Source organism: Roseovarius sp. (genome assembly GCF_030373445.1).
Lineage (GTDB): Bacteria > Pseudomonadota > Alphaproteobacteria > Rhodobacterales > Rhodobacteraceae > Roseovarius.
The window spans coordinates 175,735-199,169 of sequence record NZ_JAUCYU010000004.1 but is presented as its reverse complement, the minus strand read 5'-3'; the positions used below and the strand labels follow the sequence as shown (position 1 = coordinate 199,169).

The following is a 23,435-nucleotide window of genomic DNA, read 5'->3' as shown; positions in this document are numbered from 1 at the left end:
TCAAAAGAAATCGACCCGAAATCTTTTAAAGATTTCGGCCCCTTACCGCCTCACAATGTCTCCACCAACCGCGCGTGGCTGCCATCCGACAGCCGGAACCGCGTCCACGCCATCGGTCCCTCGCGGATCTCCAGCAGGCGGCTCGCCCGTCCGCTCGTCCGGAACGCCATCACCGGCGCCGCCATGTCGTACCAGCCCGCGCTTTCCAGCCGGCCCTCCGCCGCCACGATCTCGGCGCTGGCGCATTCCCACAACAGCGCCCCGTCAAGCTCCTCCGGCGGGCGCCGGAAACTCCGCGCCCGCGCCCCCGAGAAGGCCAGCAGCCGGTGGGTCAAATCACAGACAAGATGCACCGGCGCCGCGCTGTCCCGCACGAACTGTCCCAGCCGCCGGTCCGCCGCCCCGGTCAGCCGCGCCGCCAGCAGGTCGGCCAGCGCCCGCGCCTCCGCCCCGCCGGGCCGCTGCTCGCCCCGCTCCCAGCGCGAGATCTGCGGCTGCGACACGCCGAGCAACTCCGCCGCATGGCTCTGCTTCACCCGGTGCAGCGCGCGCCACGTCCTGAGCCCGCGCCCCAGGTCGTTCCGGCATCGCGGCGGCATGACAGGGGTCTCGTCCATGGTGTCTGGAATATCTTATGCCTCGCGCCCGCGGCAAGCGCCATCTATCGCGGCCTCACGGAGGTGCCGCAATGCTGCTCGGACGACGTGAAACCTGGATCTACCTGACCGGCCTCCTGGCGGCGGCGCAGATGGGCAAGATGCCCCTGCTCATGCCACTGATCTCGCCCGAGCTCGGCCTGTCGCTGCTGGCCGGCGCCATCGTCATCTCGCTGATCGAACTGGGCGGGGCGCTCTTCGGCGCGCCTGCCGCCGGCATCGCGGCGCGCTGCGGCGAATGGCGCACCCTGTCGCTGGGCCTTGCCCTCCTTGCTGCCGGCAGCCTGGGCGAGGCGCTGGCCCCCACCGGCCCCTGGCTCACCGCCGCGCGCGTCGCGGAAAGCGCCGGCTACCTCGCGGTCATCGTCTCCGCCCCGGTGCTGATGGCGCGCGAGGCGCAACGCCTCTCCCCCGGCACGGCCCTCGTGGTCTGGAGCACGTTCTTCCCGGCCGGGCTCGGCCTCGGCACAGTCCTGTCGGGCGCGCTGGCCGCCCCGCTTGGCTGGCGCGGCGTGCTGCTCTTCTGGGCGCTGGCGGGGGCCGCCCTCTGGCTCTGCGCGCCCCGCCTCAGGTCCGATGCAAAACCGACCGCCCCGATCACCGCCTTCCGCCCCTCCGGCGCCTCGCTCGTCCTTGCGGCGGGCTTCGGCGGCTTCACCTGCTTCCACGTGGGCATCCTCGCCCTGATGCCGGAATTCCTGATCTCGCAGAAAGGCGCGACACCAGGGCTGGCCGGCCTCGTCACCGGGCTCGGCGGCTTCCTCACCATCGCCGGCATCGCGCTGCCGCTCTGGCTCTCGCGCCGCTATCCCCTGCGGTTCTCCCTGCCGCTTCTCACCCTCGGCCTGCTCCTGCCCGCCGTCCTGCTCTTCGGCATCTTCCACCCGGCCACTTCCCCCGGCACCAGCGCCGCGCTCTTTCTCGCGCTCAACCTGCTGGCGGGCCTCTTCCCGCCATTGGCCTTCGGCTCCATCCCCCGCTTCGCCGGGCCCGGCGGGCTCGGCCCCGCCAACGGCGCCCTGGCCCAGGCGGGGGCGGCCGGCTCCCTCCTCGGCCCGCCGGCCTACGCGGCGGTCGTCTCCCACGCCGGCTGGCTGTCCGCGGCGGGCTTCGGCCTCGCCCTGTCCCTGATCCCGCTGCTGCTCCTCTCCGCCCTGGAGTCCCGCAGCCTGCCCCGCTGAGACCGGCCTAGAACACCGGCAGCAACGGCAACCCGGCCAGCGCCTGCACGAACGTGGCAAGGGTGACGGCAACCAACAGGCCCGCCGTCACCTGCACCGCCCGGCGCGCCGCCAAGGGCGACAGCAGCGCCGCGCAGCCAAGCCCGGCCAGCGGAAGGAAATGCATCGCGTGGGTGGCGAAGAAATGCGCCACCCGCAGGTCTCCCACCTCGCGCGACCAGCCCATCAGCGGCAGCGCCGCACCGGTCACCGGATCGCCCACCAGGTGCCCGTTCATCGCCGAAAGCGTACCGGCAACGGGCACGGTCAGCGCGAAGGTCAGGATCAGCCCGAGCGCGATGGAGAGCCGCAGCGCCGGCGACAGGCCCGCCGCCGCGTTGCGCCCGATCGCCAGCCCGTAGACCAGCGAGGCCGAGGTCAGCGTGACCGCCAACGCGCCCATGACCATGTAAAGCACCGCCATCGCCGGGATCTCGGTGTTGAAATGCGAGGCGGTACCGAACATCGCCGCGCCGCCGATCCACAGGGTTTCCAGCAGGACCGCCGCCACCACCACGACCGAGAAGACGCGATAGGCCGGGCGGCGGGTGACCCCCTCGGGCAGCCAGCGGGCATAGAAGGCCAGCGTCAGCATGTAGACGCACAACGCCACCTGGAACTTCACCGGCTTGATCCAGATCGCCTCTCCCTGGAACAGCCGCGGATCCAGCAGCATCGCCGGCACGGTCAGGGCCAGCGACAGGCCGAGAAACAGGCCGGTGGCGGCAAAGCGCGGCTCGGCGGTGAAAATTCCGTGGGGCAGGCCACGCACGGGAAGGGCGGTTGCATCACTCATCTCAGGCGGCTTTCGGTTGGGGCCGGGTCACCGCGCGGGCGGCGCGGAGGGCGAGGAAAAGGACAAGGCCCACCGGCCCGAACAGGAAGGTCAACCCAAGGCAGGGGATGACGAGGACATGGGCAATGCCCTCGCGCCGGGCCGTTCGCACCTCCCACGCGCCGACGAACAGGTCGAAGGCGAGGTAATGCAGCCAGCCCGCCAGGACGATCCACGGAGACTGGAACAGCAACGTGACGTTTTTGAGCGTGTCGAACCCGCCCTCGGCCCCGGACCAGTAGGCGAGGATGATGGCGCCATAGGCCAGCGACAGAAGCGCCGGGAGGGCCAGGCCCGAGACGGCCTGCGCGATACGGGGGGCCAGCGGGGAAAGGGCGAGCGCCAGCCAGCCGAGCATGGCCAGCGGGTTGGCAAGGGAAAAGAGCGTGTCGGGGGTCATGCGAGCCTCCATCTGGACAGTGACAAGATTAGGGGTAGGTTGCTATCTGGACGCTGTCAAGATAATCTTGCTCGACGAGGTGACGGAGGGCGGAACATGGCCGGGAAACGGGACAGCTATCATCATGGTGACCTGCGCGCCGCGCTCATCGCCGCGGGCGAGGAAGTGCTGGCCGACACCGGCGTCGAGGGCTTCTCGCTTCGGCAGGTGGCACGGAAGGTGGGGGTCAGCCATTCCGCCCCGGCGCATCACTTCGGCGATGCCGGCGGGTTGCTCCGGGCGATGGCAGCCGACGGGTTCCGGCGGTTCCTTGCGGCGATGCGCCGGCGGCAGGCGGAGGCCGGGGATGACCCGCGCGAGATGTTCCTCGGCTCGGGGCTGGGCTACGTGGAATTCGCCGAAGGCGCACCGGCGCTCTTCCGGCTTATGTTCGGCTCCGACCGCATCAAGGACGTGCCCGACGCGGCGTTCGAGGAGGCGGCACAGGCCGCCTTCCAGCACCTCGTCGACGACGTCGCGCGGCTGCGCGGTATTTCGCCCTACGAAGACGAGACGGCGATGGCAGACGTGATGGCGGCGTGGAGCATGGTGCACGGCTTTGCCGACCTGCTGCTCGCCGGACGGATGAAGGCGGTACAGGCGATGGCCGGGCCGGCGCGCGAGCGGTTCTTCCGGCAGGTGCTCCTGCGGGTCATGACCTGACGCCGCGCGGTCAGGCCAGCAGCATCTTCAGCCCCTGCGTCACGTCCGAGCGCACGGCAAGGCGCAGCCCGGGCTCGTCCCCCGCCTTCAGCGCCGCGATGATCAGCCGGTGATAATGCGGCGGGTCCTTGCGCTGCAGCCGTCCGTAAAGCGCCCGCATCGTCGGGCCCAGCTGAAGCCAGACCGTCTCGGCCATCGCCAGCATCGCCGGCGCCTGCGCGCGCAGGTACAGCGTGCGGTGAAACTCCAGGTTACGGCGGATATAGCCCACCGCGTCATGCCGCGCCGTCATCTCGGCGATGTGGCCGTTGATCGACTGTAACCGGTCGATAAGCGCGATATGGGCGCGCGGCAGGGCACGGCTGGCGAGCTCCACCTCGAGCAGCGCGCGCAGGGCGGCCAGTTCCTCGATCCGCTCGTTGCCAAGCTCGGGCGTGGTCACCCGGCCCGAACTCGACACGGTCAGCGCCCCCTCGGCGGAAAGCCGGCGGATCGCCTCGCGCGCCGGGGTCATCGACACGTCGTACTCGGCGGCCAGCCCCCGCAGGGTCAGCGCGTGGCCGGGCGGCAGTTCGCCATGCATGATGCGGGTCCGCAGGCCCCGGTAGACACGGTCATGGGCGGAACTGGGCGCCGGATCGGGGCGGGGTGTGATCAACATGTCGGTATTTGTGATCACGCGCGCGCCCCTCGTCAATCGCCAAACCGGTAGCGGTGAAGGGTGGACCCGTTGTCGCGCAGCCAGCGGCGGGCGGGCCCGTAGCCCGGTTTGAGGCGGTCGACCGTGTCCCAGAAGGCGCGGGAATGGTTCATCTCGGCCAGGTGCGCGACCTCGTGCGCGGCGACGTAGTCGAGCACGTCCCCGGGGGCAAGGATCAGCCGCCAGGAATACATCAGCCCGCCATTATGCGAGCACGACCCCCAGCGCGAGCGCGTGTCGCGCAGGGTCAGGCGGCTGTACGGCCGGCCCAGCGCCGCGGCATAGCGGTCCGAGGCCTCGGCCAGCCGGTCGCGCGCCTGCGCCTTGAGCCACGCCCGAAGGCGGGCGGGCACGTCTTCGGGCGCGCCGGGCACATGCAGGGCGTCGCCCTCGGCACGAACGCTGCGGCCCTGGCCCGCGACGATTCGGACAGGGGTGCCCGCGAAGGGCAGCTCGGCACCCAGCCCCACCAGCACCTCGTCGGGCCTCTGGCTCAGCTGCTTGCGCAGCCATCCGGCCTTTTCCTCGGCGAATTCCAGCGCCTTCCGCTCGGCCACGCCGCGCGGCAGGGTCAGCGTCACCCGCCCGTCAACGCCCGAGACGCGCAGCGAAATCCGCCGGGCCCGGGCAGAGCGGCGCAGAATCAGGGCAACCGGGGGGTTGCCGGGAAGGACGTGATGGCCCATATGCCCTCGACACAAGCTTTTCGCGCAGGCCGGTTCAAAGCCTTTGACACCTCACCGGACTTATGGCAGGTGGCGCGGATTGTCTGCAAGACCAGAGAGTTTCAAGAGGGATCACCCATGCCCAAGGAAGAATGGGGCGTAAAGCGCGTCTGCCCGACCACCGGCAAGCGGTTCTACGACCTGAACAAGAACCCGATCGTCAGCCCGTATACCGGCGAAGTGGTGGAACTGGAAACCGGCAAGAGCCGGTCGATCACCGCCGACGCGGAGGACGCGGAGACGAAGAAGATGAAATCCGGCAGCAACGACGTGGATTCGGACGTGCTGGACGATGATGATGATGTCGATGTCGATCTGGGCGATGACGTGCTCGATGACGACGACGACGACGACAACGTTTCGCTCGACGACATCGCCGACGTGTCGGACGAAGACAACGAGAACTGATGGCGCAGGGGCGGGATTTTCCACTTGATCCCGCCCGGCGCTTTGCCTAGATAGCGGCAATTGCCGGACCCGACAGTCCGGACAGGTACGGGGCCTTAGCTCAGCTGGGAGAGCGCTTGCATGGCATGCAAGAGGTCAGGGGTTCGATCCCCCTAGGCTCCACCAAACTTCCCCTTTGGAAAGCAACAGTCAGGTTGGCCTGTCTCGTCAGGGAAATGGCATCCGACAGGACGGCCAGCCCCGAAGCGGCCGTGAGCCGCGATAACGTCCGGCGTCTGAAGTGCGGACGGAGCGGTCATTGAATCCCGACGGTGCGAAGCCGCGCATCGACGGGCCGTGGTGCGGCGAACCGACGGTGGTAGTTGCCACTTTATAGTTGCGACGTACATCCGACCAACGAGCGTGGCACTCCATTTGCCAAATCGCCGTGCCGTCGGTACGGCCCGTCGATGCGCGGCGGGCTAAAGCCCTTTGTTCCGCGCACGCGCTTCGTTGTCAGGTCAGCTTTGGGCTCCAACCCGCCCTTCGCCGCGTGCTGCCTGAACGACAGCTTCGGATTTTAACGCACGCGACGCGACGCGACGCGGGAGAGGCAAACCTTTCCGACGAAAGAGGCAATCCTGCCGCAGGGCCGAGCTTGCATCGCTGATGTCTAACGATACTCCGCTGCGCCGAAGGCAGCACGTCGTGACCCGGCCCCACCCCTTCAAAGGTCAGTGACCGGCAAGTCAGGGTATCTCCCTGCGGGCGGCCGCTTCACGGTCTTCGAGGCTGGCGTAGTCGCCTGACATGTCCGGATACATCCAGGACCCACCCTCCGGATAAGATGCGAGAGGCGCCCCGGCCAGTCATTCGGCGGGCGCGTGGAACACCGCCTCAAGCCGGTTGCCATCGGGATCGGCAAGGAACGCGGCGTAGTAGGACCCCTGGTATTCCGGCCGCAGACCGGGGGCGCCGGCATCCCGTCCGCCGCCGGCCAGCCCTTCGGAATGAAACCTATCGACGCTCTCCCGGTCAGGCGCGCTGAACGCCACATGCGTGCCGTGGCGGGCGGCGCCCTCGTCCTGCTGCAGGCCGAAATCCTGCCCGCCTTCGATCCCGTAGGTCAGCATCGTTTCGTTGGCCCACAACAGCGGCAGGCCCAGCACCGGCATCAGCCGGTCATAGAACCGCCGCGCCGCCTCGAGATCCGAAACACCAAGCGTCACGTGGTCGAACATGGCCGCCATCCCTCAAGCCTCCGGGTCGGCGCCCCGCCGTCGTCAGGCCGCCAGCCCCTTGCTGCCCATCGCCAGGAACTTGTCCCGCCGCGCCTTCACCAGCGCCTTGCGGGACTTCTCCGACAGCTCGCCCAGCAGCCCCTCGATGGTCTCGCCCACCGCCTTGATCGTCTTCGGCGGATCGCGGTGCGCGCCCCCCAGCGGCTCGGGTATGATCCGGTCGGTCACGCCCAGCTTGTGCAGGTCCTGCGCCGTCAGCCGCAGCGCCTCCGCCGCCTCCCGCATCTTCTCGGCATCCTTCCACAGGATCGAGGCACAGCCCTCGGGGCTGATCACCGAGTAGACCGAATGCTCCAGCATCGCCACGCGGTTCGCACTGGCAAACGCCACCGCCCCGCCGGAACCGCCCTCGCCGATGATCACGCTCACCAGCGGGACGCCGATCTGCAGGCAGGTCTCCGTCGCCCTTGCAATCGCCTCCGACTGGCCCCGCTCCTCGGCCCCCTTGCCGGGATAGGCGCCGGGCGTGTCCACCAGCGTGATCACCGGCAGGTTGAACCTGTCCGCCATCTCCATCAGCCGGATCGCCTTGCGATAGCCCTCGGGCCGCGCCATGCCGAAATTCCGCTGGATCCGGCTCTTGGTGTCGTTGCCCTTCTCGTGCCCGATCACCATCACCGGCCGGTCGTTGAACCGCGCCAGCCCGCCCATCACCGCCTGGTCGTCGGCGAAATTCCGGTCGCCCGCCAGCGGCGTGTACTCGTGGAACAGCGCCTTGATGTAATCGCGGCAATGCGGCCGGTCGGGGTGCCGCGCCACCTGGCATTTCCGCCAGGGCGTCAGGCCCTTGTACAGGTCCTGAAGCATCGTGGCCGCCTTCTTGTCCAGCGCCCCGGCCTCTTCCGTGACATCCATATCCTCGTTCGCCCGCGCCATCGCCCGAAGCTCTTCGGCCTTGCCTTCGATCTCGGCCAGCGGCTTTTCGAAGTCGAGGTAATTGGTCATCCACGTCGCTCCCGTACTGTCGTGCCCGTATATGGCGGCTGAAGGGTGGATTTGCAAACAAATCGACACCCCGACAGGGGCTGTCAGCACCCCCGCGCCACCGCCTTGCGGCCACGCCCTCACCGGCTAAGCTGCCCCCGATACGACAGGAGCCCGCCCGTGACCGCCCCCGCCACCCCGCACCGGCCCGACAACCTGCCCCTCGCCGTGGGCACCATCGTCTTTACCGTGCTGGGCCTGTCGCTGGGCGACGCCATCATCAAGCTCACGTCGTCGAGCTTCCCGCTCTGGCAGATCTTCACCCTCCGGTCGGCCCTCGCCCTGCCCCTGCTGCTGGGCGTGCTCGCCCTCTGGTTCCCCGCCGCCCTCACCCGCCCCGCCGCGCCGGGCTGGACAGCCCTGCGCAGCGCGCTCCTCGTCACCATGTGGGTCGCCTACTACGCCTCGCTTCCGCACCTGCCGCTCGCCATCGCGGCGGCGGCCTACTACACCCTGCCGCTCTTCATCACCCTCTTCTCGGCGCTCGCCGCCCGCGACCGCATCCCGCCGCTGGGCTGGCTCGCGGTCGCCCTCGGCTTCGCCGGGGTCCTGCTGATCCTCCGCCCCGACGCCGGCCATTTCAGCGCCTACGCCCTCCTCCCCCTCCTCGCCGCCATGCTCTACGCCGCGGCGATGATCTTCACCCGCACGAAATGCCGCGGCGAGCACCCGATGATGCTGGCCCTCGCCCTCAACATCGCCTTCGTGGTGGCGGGCGGGCTGGCCACCCTCCTCCTGCCTCAAACCAGTTCCGGCTTCCTCTCCGCCCCCTGGGCCGCCATGACCCCGGCCAACTGGGGCGCCATGGCGATCCTCGCGCTCTCCATCATCATCGGCAGCGTCGGCACCGCCATCGCCTACCAGGCCGGGCCCTCCTCGGTCATCGGCACGTTCGATTTCGCATACGTGGGCTTCGCCGTGGTCTGGGGCGTGATCTTCTTCGCCGACATCCCCGGCCCGGTCACGCTGGCCGGCATGGCCCTGATCGTCGCCGCCGGCATCCTCTCGCTCCGCCGCTAGAGCTTCCGCGCCAGCAGGATCCCGTGCCCCCCGCAGGTCTCGTCGTTCAGCACGTAGGCCACGACCTCCGCCCCACCCTCATGCAACAGGCTGGCATACTCCTCCCCCTCAAGGCTCGCATGGTAGATCGGCTCGTCCCCCACGCAGCCCTCCGCCTCGCCATCTCCCGGCCCCACCGTCAGCATCAGCGGCCCGCCCGGCCGCAAATGCCGCAACAACCGCGGCACCACCTGCCGCTGCTCGTCCCGCGTCAGGTGAAAGAAACTGTCCCACGCCAGCACCCCGTCGAACCGCTCCTCCAGTGACAGCGCCCGCATATCCGCCACGCGCCAGTCGCCCTCCGGCCGCCTTGCCCGCGCGATTTCGATCATCGCCGCCGCGCCGTCCACGCCGGTCACGGCAAACCCCAGCCCCGCCAGGTAATCCGCCATCGGCGCCCCGGTGCCGCACCCGACATCCAGCACCCGGCCGCCCCCGGGGATCATCCCCGCGAACCGGTCCAGCCACCCGCGCTCGAACAGCACCCGGCTCCGCTCCCGGTCATACCTTGCCGCGTTCCGCTCGTAGACCTCCAGCACCCGGCCCGCCAGTTCACCCAGGTCGCTCACGCCTCCAGCCCCGCCCGCAGCGCCAGCTCGGGCGAGGCCAGCACCGGCACGCCCAGGTCCGCCAGCAGCTCCGCCGCGCCCGCCATCGACACCTGCGCCAGCACCACACAGCCGATCTCCCGCCCGCTCCCGATCACCTGCCGAACCTCCCCGGCCACCACCGCGTCAAACGCCGCTTGCTCGCCCGCCTCGAAGAGCGGCCAGAACCGCATCAACGGCATCGGATGCACCACGGCCTCGCACCCCTCTGCCGCCAGCGCCCGCTCCAGCAATCCAAGGCTCGGCCCCCAGGTACTCTCCAACCCGTAAACCAGAAGCACCGGCCCGCCGATCCTTGCCGCCGCCTGCATCATCGGCCAGTCCACCCGCATCGCGCCCGCCTTCTCCGCCGCGGGCCCGATCGTCGTGCAGGTACAGATCACGACGCCCTCCGCCCCGGCCACCGCATCGGCGATCTCCGCCTCCAGCTCCGCCGAAACGCCGCCCTGCGCCCGGGCCAGCCAATCCTCCCTGACCTCCTGCCGCAGCTCCGCCCCCGGCGAAACCCGCGCGCCCAGCGCCTCGAACCGCGCCCGGTGCCCCTCGGCCGTATGCAGCAACGTCACTCTCATACCCACCGCCATAGCACGCGCCCGCCCGGCCCGAGAAGCACCCCCGCGCCACCGACGCGAAACACCCGACTTCTTCTTGGCCAAAATACTCGAAATTCCCGACGCCCGCGCCGAACGCCTCACGCCGAGGCAGGCCACAACACCGGCACCAGCGTCACCACCAGCAGCACCGCCATGGTCCAGTTGAACACCCGCAGCCGTGTCCGGTTCTTCAAGAGCCGCCGCATCTGCTGGCCCAGCACGGTCCAGCCCGTGGTGCTGATCACCGACACCACCACGTAGACCCCGGCGACCCACAGAACCGCGGTCACGTCCCGGCTGGTCGCGTACAGCGTGATGGCGCTCAACGCCATGCTCCACGCCTTCGGGTTCACCCACTGGAACGCCGCCGACTGGAAGAACGACAGCGGCTTGCCCTCCACCTCTACACCCGCCTCCTTCGGCGGGGCGGCATGCGCGATCTTCCACGCCAGGTACAACAGGTACCCCACGCTCAGCACCTTCAGGATGGTGTAGCTCGGCGTCCACAGGTCGAACACCTGCATCACCCCCACGCCCACCAGCAGAACCATCGACGGAAACCCGATCCCGATGCCCATCATGTGCGGCACGGACCGGCGGAAGCCGAAATTCGCCCCCGAGGCCATCAGCATCAGGTTGTTCGGCCCCGGCGTCATGACCGTGACGAAGGCAAAGGCGACAAGGGCGGTGAATATCTCGAGTGTCATGAACGCAAACCTATTCCGTCACCGGCGCATTTGAATTGCTTTCTTTTGCGTCTGGCACAGAAATTTGCAATCATTCACCCCCATGGACCACATCAACCAACAAATATTGCAGGAGCTGACCCGCAACGGAAGGATCAGCAACCTCGACCTCGCCGAACGAGTCGGCCTCTCCCCCTCCGCCTGCCTCCGCCGCGTGCAGGAGCTCGAACGCCGTGGCGTCATCTCCGGCTACCGCGCCGTGCTCGACCGCACCCGCCTCGGCATCGGCTTCGTCGCCTACGCCACCGTCGGCCTGAACACCCACACCAAGGCCAGCCAGGAAGCCTTCGAACGCGCCATGGCCCGCGCGCCCGAAGTGGTCGAATGCCACAACATCACCGGTTCGGTCGAATACCTCCTCCGGATCGAGGTGGCCGACCTGCCCGCCTACAAGGCCTTCCATACCGACGTGATGGGCATCCTCCCGCAGGTCAACGCGATCACCACCTTCGTCGTCATGGGCTCCCCCAAGGACGCCCGCGGCTAACCGGATCGGCGCATGTCTTGTCAGCGTCACGTTGGCATCGTTACACTTCCAACGACGAACCAACGACAAGAACTCGAAGGGGAGACACCATGAAAACCACGTTCACCGCCGCCGCCCTCGCCGCGCTCCTTGCCGCGGGCCACGCTACGGCCCAAGCCTATACCAGCGACGGCACCGCCAAGGGCCAGTCCCAGACCGAGGTGATCGAGGTCGGCGCCGATCACCAGTTCATGAACATCCGCACCACCTACAACAGCTTCGAGATGGAGGATTCCACCAACCCGATGAACAAGCTCAGCGGCCCCTGCTTCGGCGTGCTCGAGGTCCGCGGCGGCGCGGTCGAAGGCAACGGCGTCTGCGTGCTCGACGGGCTGGAGGGCGACCGGGTGACGCTCGGCTGGAACGCCCGCCGCCGCGACCCGCAGGGCAACATCCACGGCTACTGGCACATCAGCAGCGGCAGCGGCCTCTGGCTCAAGGCCTCGGGCGGCGGCACCTTCATGTCCAACGTGAACCCCGCCAACGGCACCGCCACCAACACGCTCCGCGGCGCCGTCACCCTGCGCTGAACGACGCCCTCACCACCACCACCCCGCCCCGGCCCCCGAGCCGGGGCCTCGCGCGGCGCCCGTCACCGCTCCTCCACCAATTCGCATTCGTAACTCGTCCCGTCCGGGTCGGGCTCGCGATACGTCGCCCGGTCTCCCTTCATCCAGATCGACCGCCCGAAGCTCCCCTCGTATTTCGCACCCGAGGCCGCCATCACCTGCACCCCGGTATCCACCGAATCCCCCCGCTCGAATCGCAGCGATGGCAGCTCCGTGTCGAAGAACATCGTCACCACCTCGTTCGCCGGGTTCCCGCCACAAGCCCAGACCGCCGTGCCCGTGGGCGCCTCCAGCATCCACCGCGCCACCAGCTCCGCCTCCCGCCGAAGGTATTCCCCCTCGACACAGGCGCGCTGATCCTCCGCCTTCCAGCACTCGTCGCGCCCCTTGATCCAGCCCCTCTGATAGGCCCGCAGCTCGGCCGCCTCACCGCCCGCAGCCTCCAGCGCCGCCGCGTACCGCCCGGCCACCCGGCGGTCGAGCGCCGCCAGCCCCGCATCGGCACAGATCATCTCCTCCGCAGTTCTCCCGGCCTCGCCGCAATCGAAGGACGGGCCCTCCTGCGCGCCCGCCACCCCCGCCAGCATCACCAGAATCACGCCCAGAATCCGCATCATCTCTCTCCTCCTCGGCCAAGGCCCCCGTTCCAGCCTACCCCCGAACGCCCGCGCCACAAACCGCCCATCTCCCGCCCCGGAAACGCTGGCCTTATACGCGAATGACCACTGGCCCTAACAGTCTCGCCCGATCTGGGTCTGATATGATCAAATGACATCGCCCGGCCCCTCCCGCCGGGCCCAACCTGATGGAGCATTCACGATGGACGGCAAACCGCTTGATAACGACCTCTCCGGCGTGGTCGAGGCCGACCGCGCCCATGTCTGGCACCACCTGATCCAGCACGCCGGCTGGACCGGCCCCGACGCCAAGGCCGACCCCCGCATCATCGTCGAGGGCAAGGGCATGCGCGTCTGGGACCAGCACGGCAAGGAACATCTCGACGCCGTCTCCGGCGGCGTCTGGACGGTAAACGTCGGCTACGGCCGCGAGCGCATCGCCAACGCCGTCCGCGACCAGCTGCTCAAGCTGAACTACTTCGCCGGCACCGCCGGCTCGATCCCCGGCGCGAAATTCTCCGAGAAGCTGATCTCGAAGATGCCCGGCATGAGCCGCGTCTACTTCACCAACTCCGGCACCGAGGCCAACGAGAAGGCCTTCAAGATGGTCCGCCAGATCGCCCATAAGCGCTACGGCGGCAAGAAATACAAGATCCTCTACCGTGACCGCGATTATCACGGCTCCTCCATCGCCGCCATCTCGGCCGGCGGGCAGGACCAGCGCGGCGAACAATACGGCCCCTTCGTGCCCGGCTTCGTCCGCGTGCCCCACTGCATGGAATACCGCGCCCAGTGGGATCTGGAGGGTGAGGAATACGGCCTCGCCGCCGCCAACGCGATCGAGGAGGTGATCCTCGCCGAAGGCCCCGACACCGTCGGCGCCCTCTGCCTCGAGCCGGTCACGGCGGGCGGCGGCGTCATCACCCCGCCGCCGGGCTACTGGCCCCGCGTGCAGGAAATCTGCCGCAAGTACGACATCCTCCTGCATATCGACGAGGTCGTCTGCGGCGTTGGCCGCACCGGCACCGAATGGTTCGGATACCAGCATTACGGGGTCGAGCCCGATTTCGTGACCATGGCCAAGGGCGTGGCCTCGGGCTATGCCGCCATCGCCTGCTGCGTGACGAACGAGAAGGTGTTCGACATGTTCCAGGACGACACCTCCGACCCGCTCAACTACTTCCGCGACATCTCGACCTTCGGCGGCTGCACCGCCGGCCCGGCGGCGGCGCTCGAAAACCTCGCCATCATCGAGGAGGAAGGCCTGCTCGAGAACACCACGAAGATGGGCGACTACATGCTCGACCAGCTCCGCGCGCTGAAGGACAAGCACAAGGTGATCGGCGACGTCCGCGGCAAGGGTCTCTTCCTCGGCGCCGAGCTGGTGGCCGACCGCTCCACCAAGGAACCGGCGGAAGAGAAGATGGTCCAGGCCGTCGCGGGCGACTGCAACGCCCAGGGGGTGATCATCGGCGTGATGAACCGCTCGGTCCCGGGCCTCAACAACACGCTCTGCTATTCCCCGGCGCTGATCGCCACCAAGGACGATATCGACCAGATCATCGACGCCACCGACAAGGCCCTCACCAAGGTCTTCGGCTGACCCGCCTCCGCCCGTCCCGCAACCGCGGGGCGGGCCCCGAAACACCCGTCCCGGCCCCCGTGCCGGGACCTCGAGCCGACCAGCGGCCCCGGGTCAGGCCCGGGGGCGGAAACAGAGATCCGTAGGCTGGGTCTCACCCCAACCGCTTCCGCAACGCCGCCTCCACCCGCACCTCTTCCGCAACTTTCATGTGCGCATAGGTTCCCAGAAGCCGGTTGATCCGCCGCTGGTATCCCTTCCCCATCGCCCGGTAGAACTTCGCCACCGACGCATCGAGATAGAGCGTCACCTTCTCTTTCCCCTCCGTGACGTCAAGGTCATGCTCCAGCGTGTGCCACGCGTCGGGCACCGTTTCGGCCACCTGCCTGGGTATCCAGGCGTCCTGCATCAGGTAGATCATGTCATGCATCAGCCGCTCCTGGGCGATGCGCTGCGTCTTGGTCTTCCGGGCCATGGCTGCTCTCCTTCTCGTCACCGGAGCGCACCTTCCCGCCAATTTCTCACCAAACCCTGACCCCACCGCACCGACGCGATACCGACAAAATACCGACGTTATACCGACGTCGGATTTTCCGGCCCTCCGGACCCCAGAAACACCGCTTTCGTCCCCCATCCGTCGCAGGGAAACTTCCCCGAAAGGCCTGATCGTCTAGGGTCGTAGGTCAACCACTTGATTCGGAGACGCGCCATGCCCCGCCAGACAAGGCTGATCCTCTGCCCCATCAACCTTCGCCACGCCAAGGTCGAGTACAACGCCTATTCCGAAGCGGTCGACATGGCCCGCCGGCGCGGGGCCAGGCTCATCCTCGCCACCGTCGCGCCCGAGATCGAGCGCAACATGAACATATACAATTCAGATACTTACTGGGGCGAACAGCTTCAGATCTTCCTCAAGGCCCACCCCGCCGACGGGGTCGAGGTCGAGCCGATCGTGCGCAAGGGCGCGGTTCACCGCCAGATCGTCAAGCTCGCCGACGAGCGAAATGTCGACCTCATCGTGATGGAGGCCGCGAACCCCAAGGTACAGGATTACCTTCTGGGCACCACGGCCTCCCACGTGGTCACCCATGCGGAATGCTCGGTCTACGTGGTGCGCAGCTAGGCGTGCGTCCCCCGGTTTAACCTGCCGGTAACGGGTGTCGGTCAATATGCCGCGCGGCGCGCAATGCGTTCAGAATCGCTCCACCCAGGGGCGAAGCGTTAACTCGTTCGACCATGCCGACCTGTCCTGCCGGATCAGGTCCAGATAGGCGCGCGCAATCGCGTCCGGGTCCAGCATGCTGTCCGGATTGTCGGCGGGCTCCGTCCGCCCGGGGTTCCTGATCGCCCCGTCGATATTGACCCAGGCCACGTGGATCCCCTGCGGATGCAGCTCCCGCGCCATGCTCTCGGCCAGCCCCCGCTGGGCGAACTTGCCCATCGCGAATGTCGCCGATTGCGGAAACCCCTTCACCCCGGCCGACGCCCCGGTGAACAGTATCGTCCCCCGCACGCCCCCCTCCGGCTCCGCCGCCAGCATCCGCTTCGCCGCCGCCTGCCCGGTCAGGAACGCGCCGAACGCAGTCACCTCAACGGCCTTCCTCACCGCCTCCGGATCAAGCTCCGCAACAGGCCCCCGCACCCGTGCCGAGGGGTTGTAGACCACCACCTCCGGCGCCCGGTCCAGCGCTTCGAAGAACGCCTCTACAGCCTTGATATCAACGGCATCCAGCGCCTCCGCCCGCGCCCCGGTCTCGGCCGCGAGCCCCTCGAGCTTGGCCACGTCCCGCGCCGCCAGGACGACCTCGTACCCTTCGCCCGACAGCAGCCTTGCCAGCGAGGCCGACAACCCCGGCCCGACCCCGACGATCACCGCCAGCTTCGCGCTCATGCCCCGTCCTCCACCTTCATCTCGTCGGCGGGAATGACCCTGAAGAAAACACCTTCGGACCATAGCCCGAACCAGCCCCCGGCCTCCTCGCCGATCTCCACCAGCCGGTAGAAACTCTTCCGGTCAATGAGCGCCTCAAGCCCGTCGCGCACCATGACATAGGGCGCCGGCTCCCCGGTCTCCCCGTCCCGTTCCACCCGAATCGGGTTGCCCTCCCCGGCGACCACCCGGTCGCCCACGTTGGTCTCGAAGATCAGGCTTTGCCCCTCGCCCTCGCCCTCTGCCTCGAAATCCACGGCGACAAAGGGCGCATCCTCCACCTCGATCCGCCATTTCTCGACCGGAGTGACCAAAAAATAGTCGTCTCCCTCCCGCTTCAGGATGGTCGAAAACAGCCGCACCAGCCCCTCGCGATTGATCGGCGTCCCCTCGTGAAACCACGTGCCGTCACGGGCAATCCGAATGTCCATATCGCCTGATAAATCAGGGGTCCAAAGGTGCACCGGCGGCAGGCCCTTGCCCTGCGCGGCCTTGGCCGCCTCGGCCAGGCTTTCCGTTGACGGGGAGTTGATCGTTTCTTTGCTCATTGCTTTTGCCATTTGCGTTATGCGCGATACACTCTTTCACAGGGATATAGCCTGCACAGGAGTTTTGCCATGTCAGACGACGCCGATCTGGTCCAGGGAATCGAAGCGCTCGAGGCCAAGCTGGCCGAGGCCCGCGCCTCGATCACCCACCGGTTCATCGGGCAGCCGCGGGTCGTCGACCTTTCGCTTTCGGCGCTCCTCTGCGGCGGCCACGGGCTGCTGATCGGCCTGCCGGGCCTCGGCAAGACGCGACTGGTGGAAACCCTCTCCACCGTCATGGGCCTGAACAGCAATCGCATCCAGTTCACCCCCGACCTGATGCCCTCCGACATCCTCGGCTCCGAGGTGCTGGAGACCGGCACCGACGGCACCCGCGGCTTCAAGTTCATCGCCGGCCCGATCTTCTGCCAACTCCTGATGGCCGACGAGATCAACCGCGCCAGCCCCCGGACCCAGTCGGCGCTGCTGCAGGCCATGCAGGAACGGCAGGTCACCGTCGCCGGGGAAGACCGTCCGCTCGCCCCGCCCTTCCACGTGCTGGCGACCCAGAACCCCATCGAACAGGAGGGCACCTACCCCCTCCCCGAGGCCCAGCTCGACCGCTTCCTCGTGCAGATCGACGTGAAATATCCCGACCGCGACACCGAGCGTGACATTCTGCTGGCCACCACCGGCGCGGAAGAGGCGAAGGCCCACCAGGTCTTCACCCCCGAGGAACTGATCGCGGCCCAGACCCTGCTGCGGCGGATGCCCGTGGGCGAACGGGTGATGGAAATGATTCTCGACCTCGTCCGCGCCTTCCGACCCGACGATGCAACAGCGTCCGAGACCGTGCGCAACACCGTCGCCTGGGGCCCCGGCCCGCGTGCGGCACAGGCGCTGATGCTCACCGTCCGCGCCCGCGCCATGCTGCAAGGCCGCCTCGCGCCGGATGCCGACGACGTGGCGGCGATGGCCCAGCCGGTGCTCACCCACCGCATGGCCCTCACCTTCGCCGCACGCGCCAGCGGCGAAAGCCTCGACGGGCTGATCGCCGACACCGTGGCCGACATCACCCGGATCGAGGCCGCCGCTTGAGCAACGTCGCCCCCCTTCGCGCGCGGGCCGAACACGAGGCGGCCCGCCTCCCCCCGCTTCTGGCGCGGGCGGAGCACCTGGCGGGCACCGTGCTCCTGGGCGAACACGGCCGCCGCCGCGCCGGGCTGGGCGACGATTTCTGGCAATACCGCCCCGTGCAGGCCGGCGACGAACGCCGCTTCATCGACTGGCGCCGCTCGGCCCGGTCCGATGCGCAATTCGTCCGCCAGCGCGAATGGCAGATCGCCCAGAGCGTGGTGATCTGGGTCGACGCCGCCGCCTCCATGCGCTTCGCCTCCGACCCGAAATATGCCGAGAAATCAGACCGCGCCCGCCTTCTGGCGCTGGCCGTGGCGATCCTTCTGAACCGGGCAGGAGAACGTGTCGGGCTGGCCGGGGCCGACCTGCCGCCAAGGCGCGGCGAGGCCCAGATGATGCGGCTGGCCGAGGCCCTGGTCAAGGACGGCGCCGACGATTACGGCCACCCGCAAAGTTCCGGCATGCTGCCCCATGGCCGCGCGCTTTTCATCTCCGATTTCATGGGCGACATCGCCGCCGCCCGCACCGCCCTCACCGGCGCCGCCGACCGCGGCGTTCAGGGCGTCCTGCTACAGGTGCTCGACCCCGCGGAGGAGGCATTCCCCTACCGCGGCCGCACCATCTTCGAAAGCGTCGGCGGAACGCTGGCCCATGAGACCCTCAAGGCCTCCGAACTGCGCGACCGCTACCTCGCACGCCTGGCCCAGCGCAAGGCCGAGCTGCAATCGCTCTGCGCCACGACCGGCTGGCAATACGGCCTCCACCACACCTCCGACAGCGCCCAATCCGCGCTCCTCTGGCTGTTCCGTGCCTTTGACGGGGGGCCGTCACGATGATGCTGGGCCCTATCGGCTTCACCGCCCCGTGGCTCCTCTTGGCGCTCGCCGCCCTGCCGATCCTGTGGATTCTGCTCCGTGCCGTGCCCCCCGCCCCGATCCGCCGCCGCTTCCCCGGCGTGGCGCTGCTCCTGGGCCTGTCCGACGACGATACCGTCACCGACCGCACCCCGTGGTGGCTTCTTCTCCTTCGTATGCTGGCCGTCGCCGCGCTGATCGTCGGCCTTGCCGGCCCCGTGCTGAACCCGCAGGATGACGGCGAACAAGCGGCCACCGGCCCGCTGCTGATCGTACTCGACGGCTCCTGGGCCGCCGCCCGCGACTGGCCGGCGCAGGAAGACCTGCTCGACGCCATGCTGGCCGAGGCGGGCCGCGAATCCCGCCCCGTCGCCATCCTCCGCCTGACCGAACCGCAGGCCCCCAACTTCCAGGCCGCCGAGACCTGGCGCAGCCGGCTCTCCGGCCTCGCCCCGTCCGCGTGGGAGGCCACGCCGGGCACCATGGCCGAAGCCGCCGCCATGCTGGGCGACGAGGATTTCGAGACGCGCTGGTTCTCCGACGGCCTCGCCCGCGACGGCCGCGAACGTCTCTTGTCCGAACTGCAATCGCGCGGCCCCGTCACGATCTACGAAAGCCCCGCACCGGTGATCGCCCTCGCCCCCGCCACCATCAACGACGGTGCCGTTCAGCTCACCGCCACCCGCGCCCGCAGCGGCACCCCGCGCGAGGTCACGATAGAGGCCCATGGCCGCGACCCTTCCGGCACGCCCCGGATGCTGGCCACCATGCCCCTCACCTTCGAGGCCGACGCCACCACCGCCACGGGCGAGCTTTCCATCCCCGCCGAACTGCGCGCCCGCCTCACCCGGTTCGAGATCGCCGGCCAGCGCCACGCCGGCGCCGTCACCCTGACCGATGACAGCCTCCGCCGCCGCGAGATCGCGCTCATCGCCGGACGGGAAGACCGTGAAGGCCTCGAACTGCTCTCGCCGCTGCATTACCTCGAACAGGCATTGATCCCCTCCGCCGATATCCTCGACGGCGCGCTGATCGACATCCTGCCGGCGAACCCCGACGTGATCGTGCTGGCCGATGTCGCCACCCTCTCCGGCGCCGAGCAATCCGAACTTCTCGAATGGGCGGAAGGCGGCGGCCTGCTCCTGCGCTTCGCCGGCCCGCGCCTTGCCGCCAGCGACGTCTCCCGCGACGAGGAAGCGCCGCTCATGCCGGTCCGCCTGCGCGCCGGGGGCCGCACCGTCGGCGGCGCGATGAGCTGGGGCGAGCCCAAGTCGCTGGCCCCCTTCCCCGAGGAAAGCCCGTTCTTCGGCCTCGAGATCAGCGACGACGTCACCGTCTCGGCCCAGGTCATGGCCCAGCCCGACCCCACGCTCGCTTCCCGCGTCATCGCCCAACTCACCGACGGCACGCCGCTCGTGACCCGCAAGCGCATCGGCGCGGGGCAGGTGGTGCTGTTCCACGTCACCGCCAATGCCGAATGGTCCACCCTGCCGCTGTCGGGCCTCTTCGTTCAGATGCTCGAACGGCTCGCCGTCTCCTCCGCCGTGGCCCTGCCGGACCTGTCGGAAATGCAGGGCACCACGTGGCAGCCGATCGAGGTGCTCGACGGGTTCGGCACGCTCGACGATGCGGGCACCCTGCCCGGCGTCGATGGCGAGACCCTCATCACCAACCCGATCGGCCCCGGCCTCCGCCCCGGCCTCTACGAAGGGCCCGACCGGCGGCTGGCGCTCAACGTCATCAAGGAAGATACCACGCTCAGCCCCGCCACCTGGCCCGCGAACGTTCCCGTCAGGGGCCTCGCCCGCCCGCCCGAGGCGCCGCTGGGCGGCTGGCTTCTGGCAGCCGCGCTGGTGCTGCTCATGGCCGATATCCTCGCCTCTCTCGCCCTCTCCGGCCGGCTGATGCCCGCCCGCGCGGCCTTGATCCTTGCGGCCCTGATGGCCCTACCCCAACAGGGCGAGGCACAGGAACAGGACAAGGCGCTTCTCGCCGCCTCCGAAGTGGTGCTGGCCCATGTCCTGACCGGCGACAGCCAGCTTGACGAGGCCGCCCATGCCGGCCTCCGCGGCCTCGGCGAAACGCTCTACTTCCGCACCTCGGTCGAGCCGTCGCAGCCCATCGGTGTCAACCTCGAAGAGGACGACCTCGCGCTCTACCCGCTCCTTTACTGGCCGGTCACGCCCGATCAGCCGATCCCGACTGCCGAGGCCTATGTCAAGCTCAACGAGTACCTGCGCACCGGCGGCATGATCCTGTTCGACACGCGCGACGCCAATGTCGCGGGCTTCGGCGCCTCCTCGCCCAACGGGCAGAAGCTGCAACGCCTCGCCCGCCCGCTCGACATCCCTCCGCTCGAACCCATCCCCGAGGATCACGTGCTCACCCGCACCTTCTACCTGTTGCAGGATTTTCCCGGCCGCTTCTCGGGCCGCGGCGTCTGGGTCGAGGCCGCGCCGGCCGATGCCGAGAAGGTCGAGGGGATGCCCTTCCGCAACCTCAACGACAACGTCACGCCGGTGGTGATCGGCGGCAACGACTGGGCAGCGGCCTGGGCGATGGATGAAACCGGCGCGCCGATGTTCCCGGTGGGCCGCGGCTATGCCGGTGAGCGGCAGCGCGAACTGGCCTACCGTTTCGGCGTCAACCTCGTCATGCACGTGCTGACCGGCAACTACAAATCCGATCAGGTGCACGTGCCCGCCCTGCTCGACAGGCTTGGCCAATGACCGGCTCCATCGTCTTCGACCCGCTGCTGCCATGGTGGCTGATCGCCTGCCTGGGCGGCATGGCCATTTTCGGAATTGCCCTGGCCCTGCTGCGCGGGCTCTCGGGCTGGCCCCTGCGCGGGCTGGCGGCGCTGGTGGTGATCGCCGCGCTCACCGGCCCGGCCTACCAGCAGGAAGAGCGTGACCCGCTGACCGATATCGTCCTGCTGGTCGAAGACCAGTCGGCCAGCCAGCGCCTCGCCGACCGCGCCACCACCACGGCAGAATCCGCCGAATCCCTCGCCGCCCGTCTGGAGGCGCGCGAGAACACCGAGGTCCGCCGCATCACCGTGCCCGATGGCGCCGACAATTCCGGCACGCAACTGATGACCGCCCTGTCCGAGGCGCTGGCCGAGGAACCCAGCGGCCGCGTCGCCGGCGCCATCCTGCTCTCCGACGGCCGCCTGCATGACCTCGACCGCGCCCCGAACCTGCCGGCGCCTCTGCACCTGCTGCACACCGGTCGGGAAGAGGACTGGGACCGCAAGCTCACCGTCGACAACGCCCCCGCCTTCGGCATCCTCGGCGAAGAGATCACGATGACCCTGCGGATCGACGATGATGGCGCCGCACCCGAGGGTGTGGGCACCGTGCCGGTCGACGTCTCCGTCGACGGCGAGGAGCCGCAGCGCTTCCAGCTTCCCATCGGGCAGGAGATCGACCTGCCGCTGACCCTGCCCCATGGCGGGCGCAACGTGCTGCAATTCTCCACGCCCGAGGCCGAGGGCGAACTGACCGATCGCAACAACACCGCGCTGGTGCAGATCAACGGCGTGCGTGACCGCCTGTCGGTGCTGCTGGTCTCGGGCGAGCCGCACCCGGGCGGGCGCACATGGCGCAACCTGCTGAAATCCGACAGCTCGGTCGACCTCGTGCATTTCACCATCCTCCGCCCCCCCGAAAAGCAGGACGGCGTGCCGGTGCGGGAACTGTCGCTGATCGCCTTCCCGACGCGCGAGTTGTTCCTCGAGAAGATCGAGGATTTCGACCTGATCATCTTCGACCGCTACAAGCGGCGCGGCATCCTGCCGTCAATCTACCTCGACAATGTGCGCGACTACGTCGAAACCGGCGGCGCGGTGCTGATCGCCGCCGGCCCCGATTTCGCCAGCGCCGACAGCCTGTACCGCACGCCGCTGGAGTCGGTCGTGCCGGCCCGTCCCACCGCCCGGGTCATCGAACGCCGCTTCCGCCCGCAGGTCACCGACCTCGGCCAGCGCCACCCGGTCACCGCCGGGCTGGAGCCCGAAACCGACGAGGGTTGGGGAAGCTGGATGCGCCAGATCGAACTGACCGAGCCCACCGGCGACGTGGTCATGACCGGCGCCGATGACAGCCCGCTCCTGGTGCTCGATCGGGTGGGCGAGGGCCGCGTGGCACTGCTCGGCTCCGATCACGCCTGGCTCTGGAACCGCGGCTTCGAGGGGGGCGGGCCACAGCTCGAACTGCTCCGCCGCCTCGCCCACTGGATGATGAAGGAACCGGAGCTCGAGGAAGAGGCGCTCTGGGCCGAGGCCACCGGCCAGCAGATGCGCATCATCCGCCGGTCACTGTCGGAAACCGTCGGGCCGGTCACCATCACCACGCCTTCGGGCGAAGTGATGGAGATGGAGCTGGAAGAGGTGTCGCCCGGCCGGTTCGAGACCCTCTTCGACGGCCCCGAGATTGGCCTCTACCGGCTCGAGAATGGCGATCATACCGCCGTCATCGGCCTCGGCCCCGCATCGCCCGTGGAGTTCGAGGAAACCATCGCCAGCGCCGAGCCGCTCTCCGAAGTGATCGACACCACCGGCGGCGGCGCTCTGGCGCTGGCCGATGGGCTGCCCCGCATCCGCGAGGTGCGCGAGGGCCGCCCCGCCGCCGGGCGCGGCTGGATCGGCATCACCCCGCGCGGCGCCTATGAAACGCGCGCCGTCACCCAGTTGCCGCTCCTGCCCGCGTGGCTGGTGCTGGCGCTGGCTGCGGCGCTCATTCTCGGCGGCTGGCTCAGGGAAGGGCGGCGCTGAGCG

26 protein-coding genes and 1 tRNA gene are annotated in these 23,435 nt (G+C 68.8%); 13 read left to right on the top strand and 14 right to left on the bottom strand.

The features are described from left to right. Nucleotides 1-50: 50 nt before the first annotated feature. The gene (locus QUV18_RS09365; RefSeq protein WP_300893551.1) at nucleotides 51-617 is read right to left on the bottom strand and encodes a helix-turn-helix transcriptional regulator; all 567 of its coding nucleotides are present in this window, start codon (nucleotides 615-617) and stop codon (nucleotides 51-53) included. A 71-nt stretch (nucleotides 618-688) separates the two neighbouring features. Between QUV18_RS09365 and QUV18_RS09360 the strand changes: the two genes are divergently transcribed. Further along, entirely contained in the window at nucleotides 689-1,837 is a 1,149-nt protein-coding gene (locus QUV18_RS09360; RefSeq protein ID WP_300893550.1) for an MFS transporter, read from the top strand. 7 nt (nucleotides 1,838-1,844) lie between these two features. Here the strand turns inward: QUV18_RS09360 and QUV18_RS09355 are convergent, their stop codons facing one another. Both QUV18_RS09355 and QUV18_RS09350 read right to left on the bottom strand, forming a co-directional pair. Continuing rightward, complete coding sequence (locus QUV18_RS09355; RefSeq protein ID WP_300893549.1) at nucleotides 1,845-2,672, bottom strand: hypothetical protein; 828 nt, start codon at nucleotides 2,670-2,672, stop codon at nucleotides 1,845-1,847. A gap of 1 nt (nucleotide 2,673) precedes the next feature. Further along, nucleotides 2,674-3,111, bottom strand: a complete 438-nt coding sequence (locus tag QUV18_RS09350) for an ABA4-like family protein (RefSeq protein ID WP_300893546.1) — start codon at nucleotides 3,109-3,111, stop codon at nucleotides 2,674-2,676. Between the two features lie 96 nt (nucleotides 3,112-3,207). On the opposite strand from QUV18_RS09350, the gene QUV18_RS09345 reads away from it, so the two are divergent. Further along, complete coding sequence (locus tag QUV18_RS09345) at nucleotides 3,208-3,813, top strand: TetR/AcrR family transcriptional regulator (RefSeq protein ID WP_300893544.1); 606 nt, start codon at nucleotides 3,208-3,210, stop codon at nucleotides 3,811-3,813. 10 nt (nucleotides 3,814-3,823) lie between these two features. Here the strand turns inward: QUV18_RS09345 and QUV18_RS09340 are convergent, their stop codons facing one another. Continuing rightward, nucleotides 3,824-4,474, bottom strand: coding sequence for a GntR family transcriptional regulator (locus QUV18_RS09340; protein WP_300893542.1), 651 nt, complete (start codon nucleotides 4,472-4,474; stop codon nucleotides 3,824-3,826). Between the two features lie 32 nt (nucleotides 4,475-4,506). After that, complete coding sequence (locus QUV18_RS09335; protein ID WP_300893540.1) at nucleotides 4,507-5,199, bottom strand: SprT family zinc-dependent metalloprotease; 693 nt, start codon at nucleotides 5,197-5,199, stop codon at nucleotides 4,507-4,509. A 117-nt stretch (nucleotides 5,200-5,316) separates the two neighbouring features. On the opposite strand from QUV18_RS09335, the gene QUV18_RS09330 reads away from it, so the two are divergent. Together QUV18_RS09330 and QUV18_RS09325 are read left to right on the top strand one after the other, a co-directional pair. Further along, complete coding sequence (locus QUV18_RS09330) at nucleotides 5,317-5,646, top strand: TIGR02300 family protein (RefSeq protein WP_300893538.1); 330 nt, start codon at nucleotides 5,317-5,319, stop codon at nucleotides 5,644-5,646. An 89-nt stretch (nucleotides 5,647-5,735) separates the two neighbouring features. After that, nucleotides 5,736-5,811: transfer RNA gene (locus QUV18_RS09325), tRNA-Ala, on the top strand. A gap of 683 nt (nucleotides 5,812-6,494) precedes the next feature. On the opposite strand, the gene QUV18_RS09320 is transcribed toward QUV18_RS09325, so the two are convergent. Together QUV18_RS09320 and QUV18_RS09315 are read right to left on the bottom strand one after the other, a co-directional pair. Beyond that, nucleotides 6,495-6,866 carry a VOC family protein gene (locus QUV18_RS09320; RefSeq protein WP_300893536.1) on the bottom strand — a complete coding sequence of 124 codons (372 nt, stop codon included), beginning with the start codon at nucleotides 6,864-6,866 and terminating at the stop codon, nucleotides 6,495-6,497. Between the two features lie 42 nt (nucleotides 6,867-6,908). Continuing rightward, nucleotides 6,909-7,871 (bottom strand): acetyl-CoA carboxylase carboxyltransferase subunit alpha, encoded by a 963-nt coding sequence (locus QUV18_RS09315; RefSeq protein ID WP_300893534.1) that lies wholly within the window; start codon nucleotides 7,869-7,871, stop codon nucleotides 6,909-6,911. A gap of 159 nt (nucleotides 7,872-8,030) precedes the next feature. Here QUV18_RS09315 and QUV18_RS09310 point away from each other — a divergent pair, with 159 nt between their 5' ends. After that, on the top strand, nucleotides 8,031-8,930 hold the full coding sequence (locus QUV18_RS09310; RefSeq protein ID WP_300893532.1) for a DMT family transporter: 900 nt from the start codon (nucleotides 8,031-8,033) through the stop codon (nucleotides 8,928-8,930). Here QUV18_RS09310 and QUV18_RS09305 read toward each other — a convergent pair. From QUV18_RS09305 to QUV18_RS09295, 3 genes are all read right to left on the bottom strand, one after another. After that, complete coding sequence (locus QUV18_RS09305) at nucleotides 8,927-9,538, bottom strand: class I SAM-dependent methyltransferase (protein WP_300893530.1); 612 nt, start codon at nucleotides 9,536-9,538, stop codon at nucleotides 8,927-8,929. The two genes, QUV18_RS09310 and QUV18_RS09305, sit on opposite strands and share 4 nt — an antisense overlap. Then, nucleotides 9,535-10,149, bottom strand: coding sequence for a hypothetical protein (locus QUV18_RS09300; RefSeq protein WP_300893528.1), 615 nt, complete (start codon nucleotides 10,147-10,149; stop codon nucleotides 9,535-9,537). The genes QUV18_RS09305 and QUV18_RS09300 overlap by 4 nt, the downstream gene beginning before the upstream one ends. A gap of 119 nt (nucleotides 10,150-10,268) precedes the next feature. Continuing rightward, nucleotides 10,269-10,877, bottom strand: coding sequence for a LysE family translocator (locus tag QUV18_RS09295; RefSeq protein WP_300893526.1), 609 nt, complete (start codon nucleotides 10,875-10,877; stop codon nucleotides 10,269-10,271). An 82-nt stretch (nucleotides 10,878-10,959) separates the two neighbouring features. On the opposite strand from QUV18_RS09295, the gene QUV18_RS09290 reads away from it, so the two are divergent. Both QUV18_RS09290 and QUV18_RS09285 read left to right on the top strand, forming a co-directional pair. Beyond that, entirely contained in the window at nucleotides 10,960-11,403 is a 444-nt protein-coding gene (locus QUV18_RS09290) for an Lrp/AsnC family transcriptional regulator (protein ID WP_300893525.1), read from the top strand. Nucleotides 11,404-11,492: 89 nt separating this feature from the next. Next, a complete protein-coding gene (locus QUV18_RS09285; protein ID WP_300893523.1) occupies nucleotides 11,493-11,972 on the top strand; it encodes a hypothetical protein in 480 nt (159 codons plus the stop codon). A gap of 62 nt (nucleotides 11,973-12,034) precedes the next feature. Here the strand turns inward: QUV18_RS09285 and QUV18_RS09280 are convergent, their stop codons facing one another. Further along, complete coding sequence (locus tag QUV18_RS09280) at nucleotides 12,035-12,628, bottom strand: MliC family protein (RefSeq protein ID WP_300893521.1); 594 nt, start codon at nucleotides 12,626-12,628, stop codon at nucleotides 12,035-12,037. Nucleotides 12,629-12,830: 202 nt separating this feature from the next. Here QUV18_RS09280 and QUV18_RS09275 point away from each other — a divergent pair, with 202 nt between their 5' ends. After that, a complete protein-coding gene (locus QUV18_RS09275; RefSeq protein WP_300893518.1) occupies nucleotides 12,831-14,231 on the top strand; it encodes an aminotransferase class III-fold pyridoxal phosphate-dependent enzyme in 1,401 nt (466 codons plus the stop codon). Between the two features lie 133 nt (nucleotides 14,232-14,364). Here QUV18_RS09275 and QUV18_RS09270 read toward each other — a convergent pair whose 3' ends face one another. After that, nucleotides 14,365-14,685 (bottom strand): BrnA antitoxin family protein, encoded by a 321-nt coding sequence (locus QUV18_RS09270; RefSeq protein ID WP_300893517.1) that lies wholly within the window; start codon nucleotides 14,683-14,685, stop codon nucleotides 14,365-14,367. A 234-nt stretch (nucleotides 14,686-14,919) separates the two neighbouring features. Between QUV18_RS09270 and QUV18_RS09265 the strand changes: the two genes are divergently transcribed. Then, nucleotides 14,920-15,333 carry a universal stress protein gene (locus tag QUV18_RS09265; RefSeq protein WP_300893515.1) on the top strand — a complete coding sequence of 138 codons (414 nt, stop codon included), beginning with the start codon at nucleotides 14,920-14,922 and terminating at the stop codon, nucleotides 15,331-15,333. 69 nt (nucleotides 15,334-15,402) lie between these two features. Here QUV18_RS09265 and QUV18_RS09260 read toward each other — a convergent pair whose 3' ends face one another. Both QUV18_RS09260 and QUV18_RS09255 read right to left on the bottom strand, forming a co-directional pair. Further along, a complete protein-coding gene (locus QUV18_RS09260) occupies nucleotides 15,403-16,101 on the bottom strand; it encodes an SDR family NAD(P)-dependent oxidoreductase (protein ID WP_300893513.1) in 699 nt (232 codons plus the stop codon). Beyond that, nucleotides 16,098-16,688, bottom strand: a complete 591-nt coding sequence (locus tag QUV18_RS09255) for a DUF1285 domain-containing protein (RefSeq protein ID WP_300893511.1) — start codon at nucleotides 16,686-16,688, stop codon at nucleotides 16,098-16,100. The genes QUV18_RS09260 and QUV18_RS09255 overlap by 4 nt, the downstream gene beginning before the upstream one ends. A 69-nt stretch (nucleotides 16,689-16,757) precedes the next feature. Between QUV18_RS09255 and QUV18_RS09250 the strand changes: the two genes are divergently transcribed. The 4 genes from QUV18_RS09250 to QUV18_RS09235 are packed head-to-tail and all read left to right on the top strand — an operon-like array spanning nucleotide 16,758 to nucleotide 23,432. Continuing rightward, on the top strand, nucleotides 16,758-17,765 hold the full coding sequence (locus tag QUV18_RS09250) for a MoxR family ATPase (protein WP_300893509.1): 1,008 nt from the start codon (nucleotides 16,758-16,760) through the stop codon (nucleotides 17,763-17,765). Then, nucleotides 17,762-18,640 carry a DUF58 domain-containing protein gene (locus tag QUV18_RS09245; RefSeq protein ID WP_300893507.1) on the top strand — a complete coding sequence of 293 codons (879 nt, stop codon included), beginning with the start codon at nucleotides 17,762-17,764 and terminating at the stop codon, nucleotides 18,638-18,640. The genes QUV18_RS09250 and QUV18_RS09245 overlap by 4 nt, the downstream gene beginning before the upstream one ends. After that, complete coding sequence (locus QUV18_RS09240; protein ID WP_300893505.1) at nucleotides 18,637-21,387, top strand: DUF4159 domain-containing protein; 2,751 nt, start codon at nucleotides 18,637-18,639, stop codon at nucleotides 21,385-21,387. The genes QUV18_RS09245 and QUV18_RS09240 overlap by 4 nt, the downstream gene beginning before the upstream one ends. Further along, nucleotides 21,384-23,432 (top strand): hypothetical protein, encoded by a 2,049-nt coding sequence (locus tag QUV18_RS09235; protein ID WP_300893503.1) that lies wholly within the window; start codon nucleotides 21,384-21,386, stop codon nucleotides 23,430-23,432. The genes QUV18_RS09240 and QUV18_RS09235 overlap by 4 nt, the downstream gene beginning before the upstream one ends. Nucleotides 23,433-23,435: the final 3 nt, after the last annotated feature.